The following is a 7,867-nucleotide window of genomic DNA, read 5'->3' on the forward strand; positions in this document are numbered from 1 at the left end:
GTCGACCTCGTTGGCGCCAGCGGCCACGAGGTCGACCAGCAGCGGCTCGACGTCGTTGAGGTTCGTCGACTCGAGCGCGAACGCCGCCGAGCACTCGTACCCGGCGAACGTCCGCGTGTTGGACTGGTATTTCCAGGCGGTCTTGAGGTCGAGCCGGGACCCGTCGACCGCCGCGTCGGCGACGCCGTGCGCCCGCAGCGCGGACCGCACCGTCCGGACCGCCGCGCTGGCCGCCTGGAACGCCTCCGGCGGCGTCTGCTCGAGCCGGACCACCCTGAACCGCACCCGGACCAGGTCCGGTTGCGCCTTCACGCTCGCCGCGCCGTACACGGTGACGCCCCACGGCCGTTGGATCATCTGCACGGCGTCGATCAAAGCAGAAGCAGGCGTCGCCGGCTGCCCCTGATCAGAAAGCCGACCTGCTGGCGGACGCCCGCCGACGACGAAGATGACGTTGGCCGCACCCCACGCGTAGCCGGCGAACTGGCTGCCCGACGCTGCCGAGCGCGTAGTCGGTCTGGCCCGAGATGAGCTTCATCTCCTGCGCCTGGGTCTGGAAGTCGAGGTCCGCCATCCGCCGGCGGGCCGAGTCGTAGGAACCGCTCTCGTTGAGGGCGGCGTCGATCGTTCGGGCTGGGGAAACCGGTCGAGCGCGCGGATGCCGCCCGAAACAGGCAGCATCTGCTCAATACGGCCCGCGCGATGCTGGCCGAGGACCCCGACCGGCTCACGATGGACTCGCTCGCGGAGCGGTCCGGCCTCGGGAAGGGCACGGTGTTCCGGCGGTTCGGCACCCGCGCCGGCATCATGTCCCGCACGCACATCCGGATGCTGCTGATGACGATCCAACTGACCGCGGCGCTCGACGGCCCGCTGCTGCTCTGGCTCTCCGCCCCGGAGGTCGCCAACGGCGGAGAAAGGCTCACCCGCGGCTGCCGGCCGTGAGTCAGCCCGCCGGCAGCACGCGGGACTCGGCCGCGGGTATGCCTTTCTCCCACCAGTGGCGGTAGCGGCGGTAGACCGCGGGGTCGCGGTCCGCGAGGAACGCGACCAGTGCCGCCGCCTCCGCGGACAGGGCCGCCCAGGTCCCGTCGTCCAGGCGGTGGAACGCGGACGCTTCGATCCCGGCCTCCACCGGGCGCCAGACGCCCGCGACGTAACCGTCCACGAGCAGCGTCGGCAGGACGTCACCGTTGCGGCGGACCACGTGCGCGCGGTAGGCCGCCGGGATGAGGCGGGTGCGGTCCGCGTACGCCAGCAGGACGTTGTCCCACATCGGCAGCAGCCGGGGCGGCGCCGGTGTGTCCAAAGGCGGTAGCGTCGCGCCGGCCAGGTCGAGGAGGCCGTCGTGGCTGGTCAGCTCGTCGCCCAGCGCCGACACCGCCGCCTTGACCCGCGCGCTGTTCAGGCGCGTGAACGCCATGATGTCCGATGTGGACGCCGGGCCGAAGGCGGACAGGTAGCGGCGGACGAGCGCGCGCATCGACTCGGCGTGGTCGAGCCCGCCCGCCGCGTGGACGAACGAGGCCGGGTGGCGGAACGACCACGGGCCGCCGGTGGGGACGTGGTGCAGCGGCGCGAAGGTGCGCAGCGCCCACCACATCTGGGCCGGGTCGCCGACCCGGCCGGCGAGCATCGCCTTGATGTCGTCGCCCGAGCGGGGCGTCGAGGCGTAGGCGGCCAGGTGGTCCAGCGCGGCCTGGGCCTCCGCGTCGGTCAGGTCGCTCTCCAGCCAGCGGTAGTCGGCCAGCCGCGACGCGCGCAGCAGCGGCGTCACCGCGGCGTGCAGGGCCGCCCAGTCGGCACCGTGCACCGCGTGCAGGGTCACCCGCAGCAGGCTCGCCCGGGCCAGTGTGCCGTCGGCGAAGGCCCGGTCGACGTCCGCGGCCGCGAGCCCGGCCACCCGGTTCCACAGCGCCAGGTACGGCGACGCCGGTTCCTGCGCCTGCAACGCCAGCACCCGGCGCACCGCGGCGGCCACCGACAACGGCTCCCGGCGCAGCAGGAGCTGACGGTCGAGCGTCGCGCGGTTGAGCTGCCGCGCGGTGAGCGTCACGAGCCGGCGAGCCGGGCCAGGTAGACGACGTCCGGCTCGCCGTGCTCGACCTCGGTGAGCACCGTCGAGACCGGGCCGACCGTGCTGGCCAGGCGGGCCGCGTAGTCCTCCGACGCCGCCGCGCTCCAGACTGCCAGCACCCCACCCGGCCGCAGGTGGGCGCGGAGGAGCGCGGTGCCGGCGTCGGCGTACAACGCGGCGTTGGTGTCGAAGACCGTCCAGTCCGGGCCGTTGTCGACGTCGAGGCAGATCGCGTCGAACTGCTCCTCGGTCGTGGCCAGCCACTGCCCGAGGTCGGCGACCACCACGCGGACACGCGGGTCGCGCAGGGCTCCCCCGCTGAAGGACTCCAGGTGCGTGGTGTGCCAGGCGACCACCGTCGGCTCGATCTCGACGACCACGATCTCCGCCAAGGTCGCGCAGGACACCGCGGACGCGAGCGAGAAGCCGACGCCGAGGCCCGCGATCAGCAGCCTTCCGCCGGGCGCGACGGCGGACACCGCGGCGTCGACGAGCGTGCGCTCCGAGGCGCCCGAGCGGGTGTCCATCAGGAAGACACCGTTGCTGATCAGCTCGCAGTGCCCGGCGTCGCGGCGCAGCACCAGCTCGCCGCGGTCCGTCACGACCTTCTCCACGACCTCCATCACGCCACCCGCAGGACGAACTCGTGCTCCACCAGGGTGCTCCCGTCGGGTTGCGTGACGAACTCCTTGACCAGGCTGTCGCGTACGCCGAAGACCGCGTCACTGTCCAGGTAGGAGTCCGCGGCGTCGAACAGGTGGGTGGTCACCGGCAGGTGGCCGTCGGCGGAGACGATCACGTGGATGTGCGCGGCCCGCCACGGATGCCGCCCGCTGGCCCGCAGCAGCGCACCGACCGGCCCGTCGGACGGGATCGTGTAGCTGACGGGCCGGCTCGTCCGGAACGTGAACCGACCGGCGTCGTCGGCGCGGAACCGGCCGCGCATGTTGCCGCGCGGTTGCGCCGGATCCTGCACGTCGTAGAGGCCGTTGGACGCGCACTGCCACACGTCGAGCACCGCACCCGCAAGGCCCGTGCCGCCGGGACCGCGGACGCGGCCGCGCACCAGCGCCGGAACCCCGTCCGGGTCGAGGATCGCGATCGAGTCGCCGGCTGCCCGCCACGGCGCGTCCGGCACGTAGAACGGGCCCAGCACCGTCGCCTCGGTGGCCACGCCGGCCGCGGGGTGCGCGATGGTCTCGACCAGCGACGACATCCCGAGCGTGTCGGAGAGCAGGATGAACTCCTGCCGCCGCTCGTCGCTCATGTGGCCGACCGCGGTCAGGAACCGGACGCCGGCCAGCCACTCGTCCGGAGTCAGGCCGACCTCGCGGGCGAACGCGTGCAGGTGCCGCACCGCGGCCGCGAGCAGCTCGCGCAGCCGCGGGTCGGGTGTCGCCGCGACGCGGTCGAGCACCTCCCGGGTCAGCTCGGCCGCCGGATCGCTCCGCGTCATCCCGTGAGCCTACTGGCCACTCTGGGTGGATCAAGCCCGCGGCGCCACCGCGCTGTCGCGGATGATCAACTCGGTGGCCAGCTCCACCCGCGGGCTCTCGATCTGCTCGCCCCGGGCCAGCCGCAGCACCGTGCGCGCGGCCAGCAGCCCCATCTCCGCCAGCGGCTGCCGCACGGTGGTCAGCGGCGGCGAGCACCAGCGCACCTCCGGCAGGTCGTCGAAGCCGACCACGCTGACGTCGTCGGGCACCCGCAGCGTGCGCTGCCGCACCGCCTCGTAGACGCCGAGCGCCATCTGGTCGCTGGAGGCGAAGATCGCGGTCGGCGGCTCCGCGAGGGCGAGCAGCTCCGTGCCCCCGGCGAAGCCCGCCTCGTGGTAGAAGTTGCCGGGCCGGATCAGCGCGTCGTCGATCGGGATGCCCGCCGACTCGAGCGCGGCCCGGTAGCCGTCGAGCCGGGCCCGGCTGCACATCAGGTGCGGTGGTCCGCCGATGAAGCCGATCCGCCGGTGACCGAGACCGATCAGGTATTCGGTCGCGTGCAGGCTGCCGACCCAGTTGGTCGCGCCGATCGTGGGCGCCTCCTGCGGCGGCACACCGGCCGGGTCGACGATCACCACGGGGATGTTGAGCCGGCGCAGCTCGCTCTGCAGCGGCGGCTCCAGGGTGGAGGTCACGAAGATGACGCCCTCGGTGGACCGCGTGCGGATGTTGTCGAGCCACTGCTTGGCCGACGACGTGCGGCGGTGGATGGCCGACACGACGGTGCCGACGCCGGAGGCGTGCGCGACGTCCTCCACACCCCGGATGATCTCGACCGCCCACGGGCTGTCGAGGTCGTTGAAGACCAGGTCGACCAGCCCGGAGTTGGCCCGCATGCTGGGCGGGCGCCGCCGGTAGCCGTGCTGGCTGAGCAGGTCCTCGACGCGCTTGCGGGTGTGCGGCGACACGTCGGCGCGGCCGTTGAGCACGCGGGACACGGTGGGCACCGACACGCCCGCGAGGCGCGCGATCGCCGCGATGGTCACCGTCCTCTTGTCCGCGGAGGCTGTGCCATCAGAGGCCACGGTTCGCCCTTTCGTCATGGGTGGAGCCTACGGCCGTCGATCAGTCCTTCACACCCGCCGAAACTTCCAGGTCGATTTCCGGTATGGCGGCGACGTTACGACCCGCGCAACGGCCGGTCAAGGAACTGTCGAATCTCGATGTGAGCCGTTACCGTGTTCGGGACGCTCGCCCATCCTGCGGCCGAGCGGCTTCCGGAAGTCCCCGGAAGCTGGACCCGAAGGAGAGCTGCCCATGTCGACCGAGACCGCAGCCGCCGTCACCGCCGCCCGGTCGATCCAGAACCCGGTCCTGCGCGGCTTCAACCCGGATCCGTCGGTGCTGCGGGTCGGTGCGGACTACTACGTGGCCACCTCGACCTTCGAGTGGTACCCCGGGGTCCGCGTGCACCACTCCCGTGACCTGGTCCACTGGCGCGCCGTCGGCGGGATCATCACCGACCGCCGCCTGCTCGACCTGCGCGGCGCCGGCGACTCCAACGGCGTGTGGGCACCCGACCTGACCTATCACGACGGCCGCTTCCACCTGATCTACAGCGACGTGGCCAGCTTCGCCAGCGGCTACTGGGACCCCCGCAACTTCCACACCAGCGCGCCGGCGATCGAGGGGCCGTGGGACGACGCGGTGCTGCTGCACGGCCGTGGCTTCGACGCCTCGCTGTTCCACGACGAGGACGGCAGCACCTGGTTGCTCAACCTGTGCGCCGACTGGCGGCCGGGCCGCGACCGGTTCGGCGGCATCGAGATCCAGCGGTACGACCTGACGGAGCGCAAGCTGGTCGGCGAGCCGCGGATCATCTTCACCGGCACCGCGGCGGGGCTGACCGAGGGCCCGCACGTCTACCGGCACGAGGGCTGGTACTGGCTGGTCACCGCCGAGGGCGGCACGAGCTGGGAGCACCAGGTCACGGTCGCCCGGTCCCGTGAGCTGTTCGGGCCCTACGAGCCGGACCCCGCGGGCCCGCTGCTCACCTCCTTCGGCCGGCCCGAGCTGCGGCTGCAGAAGGCCGGGCACGGCAGCCTGGTACGCACGGCCGACGGCCAGTGGTACCTCGCGCACCTGACGGCCCGCCCGGCGACGCCGCTCGGCAACTGCGTGCTCGGCCGGGAGACGGCGATCCAGCGCGTCGAGTGGCCGGCCGGCGGCTGGCCGCGCATCGACGGCGGGATCCCGGCCGAGGAGGTGCCCGCACCGGGCCTGCCCGCCCACCCGTGGCCGGACGAGCCCGCGACGGACCACTTCGACGGTCCGGCGCTCGGGCCCGAGTGGTCCACCCTGCGCAGGCCGGCCACGCCGGACTGGGTCGACCTGACCACCCGCCCGTCGCACCTGCGGGTGCACGGCGGCCAGTCGCCGGTCGGCCGCCAGGCCCCCAGCCTGGTCGCCCGCCGGGTGGGCGCGGCCTCCTGCGAGCTGTCCACCGTGGTCGAGTTCGACCCGCGCGACCACCGGCACCTGGCCGGCGTCACCGCCTACTACAACACCACCAACTGGCACTACCTCTATCTGACCCGGTCCGACGACGGTCGGGTGGTGCTGGAGCTGCTCAGCAGCGACCGGGGCCGGCGCACCGCGCACCCCGGGCTGACCGTCGACACCGGCGGCGCCACCCGCGTCGGGCTGCGGGCGAGGTTCGACGGCCCGGCCGTCCGGTTCGGCTACGACCTCGGCGCCGGCTGGCAGGAGCTACCGGTCGCGCTGGACGCCACGATCCTCTCCGACGAGCACGCCGCGCACGTCGTCGACGGCGAGCCGGCCGCGTGGGGCTTCACAGGAGCGTTCCTCGGGCTCTGGGTGCAGGACCTCGGCGCCGACGGGGTGCACGCCGACTTCGACGAGGCCACGTACCGGGAAGGCTGATCCACGCCCGGCCCACCCCACGTCCGATTTCCGGAACTCTTTTGGATTGACGTGGGGCGATCTCGGCCGTTACGTTTCGGCAAAGTTACGGAACTCGATCCGCAACTATCGGCGTCGCTCGCGATCGGAACCTCCACCGATCACTCCGAGAGGAGCGCACATGCAGCTGAAACGATGGCTCACCGTCGGCGCGGTCGTGCTCGTGGCCGGCGGCGTGGCGGGCGCGGCACCCGCCACCGCGAGCCACCCGGTCGACCCCTCCCAGCAGACGCTGCGCCAGCTGGGCGCGCGGCACGACCTTTACATCGGCACCGCGGTCGACATGGCCGCCCTCGCCGACACCGCCGACCCGCAGTACCGGGAGATCGTGTCCCGGGAGTTCTCCACGGTCACCGCGGAGAACGTGATGAAGTGGGAGACGCTCGAACCCACCCGCGGCACCTACAACTTCGGCCCGGCCGACGAGCTGATCGCGTTCGCGAAGCGCAACAACCAGAAGGTCCGCGGCCACGTGCTGGTCTGGCAGAACCAGCTCCCGTCCTGGCTCACGACCGGTGTCGACAACGGCACGATCAGCACGGACGAGCTGCGGGACATCCTGCGCAACCACATCACCACCGTGGTCAAGCACTTCAAGGGCAGGATCTGGCAGTGGGACGTGGTCAACGAGGCCGTCAGCGACCCGTGGGACAGCCCGCCCACGCTGCACTACAAGGGCTTCTGGGCCCAGCACCTCGGTGACGGCTACGTCGCCGACGCGTTCCGCTGGGCGCGCGCCGCCGACCCCAAGGCCCTGCTCTTCTACAACGACTACAACATCGAGGCGTTCGGCTCGGGCGACCCCGCCAACGACAAGACGCAGTTCGTGTACGACATGGCCAAGGGGCTCCTGCGTGCCGGCGTGCCGATCGACGGCATCGGCAGCCAGGGCCACCTCGGCACGCAGTACGGCAACTACGACACCCTCCAGGTGGCGGCGGCGCTGAAGAAGTTCTCCGGGCTGGGCCTCGCGACGGCCTTCACCGAGGTCGACGTCCGCAGCCAGCTGACACCGGGAGTGCAGGCGGGCGACAGCAACGAGATCAACCCCCGCCTGCAGGCGTCGGCGGCCAACTACAGCGTGCTGCTGCAGGCGTGCCTCGCCGACCGCCACTGCCTCTCGTTCACCGTCTGGGGCTTCACCGACAAGCACTCCTGGGTGCCCGGCTGGTTCAGCGACCCGCCGGAGGGCATGGCCACCATCATGGACGAGAACTACCAGCCCAAGCGGGCGTACAACGAGATGAAGGCGGACCTCATCTACAGTGGACCGCCCTACGTGCTGCCGCGCGTGCCGGCGAGCCGTAGATGCCGAACCGGCTGTAGCCCACGGCCTTGAACCCGCTGCCGGCGTGCCAGAGCTGGATGATCC

At 72.3% G+C, this 7,867-nt stretch carries 8 protein-coding genes; 3 read left to right on the forward strand and 5 right to left on the reverse strand.

What is annotated here, in order from left to right:
- The coding region (locus AB0H87_RS34505; RefSeq protein ID WP_360155493.1) for an SIMPL domain-containing protein at positions 1-357 on the reverse strand (357 nt) is incomplete at its 3' end.
- Positions 358-681: 324 nt separating this feature from the next.
- Between AB0H87_RS34505 and AB0H87_RS34510 the strand changes: the two genes are divergently transcribed.
- Entirely contained in the window at positions 682-945 is a 264-nt protein-coding gene (locus AB0H87_RS34510) for a helix-turn-helix domain-containing protein (RefSeq protein WP_360155496.1), read from the forward strand.
- Position 946: 1 nt separating this feature from the next.
- Here AB0H87_RS34510 and AB0H87_RS34515 read toward each other — a convergent pair whose 3' ends face one another.
- From AB0H87_RS34515 to AB0H87_RS34530, 4 genes are read right to left on the reverse strand one after another with little or no spacing between them, the layout of a single operon-like run.
- Positions 947-2,056 (reverse strand): winged helix DNA-binding domain-containing protein, encoded by a 1,110-nt coding sequence (locus tag AB0H87_RS34515; RefSeq protein ID WP_360155475.1) that lies wholly within the window; start codon positions 2,054-2,056, stop codon positions 947-949.
- Complete coding sequence (locus AB0H87_RS34520; protein WP_360155478.1) at positions 2,053-2,700, reverse strand: spermidine synthase; 648 nt, start codon at positions 2,698-2,700, stop codon at positions 2,053-2,055. Before AB0H87_RS34520 ends, AB0H87_RS34515 begins: the two co-directional genes overlap by 4 nt.
- A complete protein-coding gene (locus AB0H87_RS34525; protein ID WP_360155481.1) occupies positions 2,700-3,533 on the reverse strand; it encodes a dioxygenase in 834 nt (277 codons plus the stop codon). The genes AB0H87_RS34520 and AB0H87_RS34525 overlap by 1 nt, the downstream gene beginning before the upstream one ends.
- A gap of 30 nt (positions 3,534-3,563) precedes the next feature.
- Positions 3,564-4,616, reverse strand: coding sequence for a LacI family DNA-binding transcriptional regulator (locus AB0H87_RS34530; protein WP_360155484.1), 1,053 nt, complete (start codon positions 4,614-4,616; stop codon positions 3,564-3,566).
- A 214-nt stretch (positions 4,617-4,830) separates the two neighbouring features.
- Here AB0H87_RS34530 and AB0H87_RS34535 point away from each other — a divergent pair, with 214 nt between their 5' ends.
- Both AB0H87_RS34535 and AB0H87_RS34540 read left to right on the forward strand, forming a co-directional pair.
- On the forward strand, positions 4,831-6,456 hold the full coding sequence (locus AB0H87_RS34535) for a glycoside hydrolase family 43 protein (protein WP_360155487.1): 1,626 nt from the start codon (positions 4,831-4,833) through the stop codon (positions 6,454-6,456).
- Between the two features lie 160 nt (positions 6,457-6,616).
- Complete coding sequence (locus tag AB0H87_RS34540) at positions 6,617-7,834, forward strand: endo-1,4-beta-xylanase (RefSeq protein WP_360155490.1); 1,218 nt, start codon at positions 6,617-6,619, stop codon at positions 7,832-7,834.
- Positions 7,835-7,867 lie beyond the last annotated feature (33 nt).

Origin of the sequence: Asanoa sp. NPDC050611 (genome assembly GCF_040654855.1) — a bacterium.
Lineage (GTDB): Bacteria > Actinomycetota > Actinomycetes > Mycobacteriales > Micromonosporaceae > Asanoa.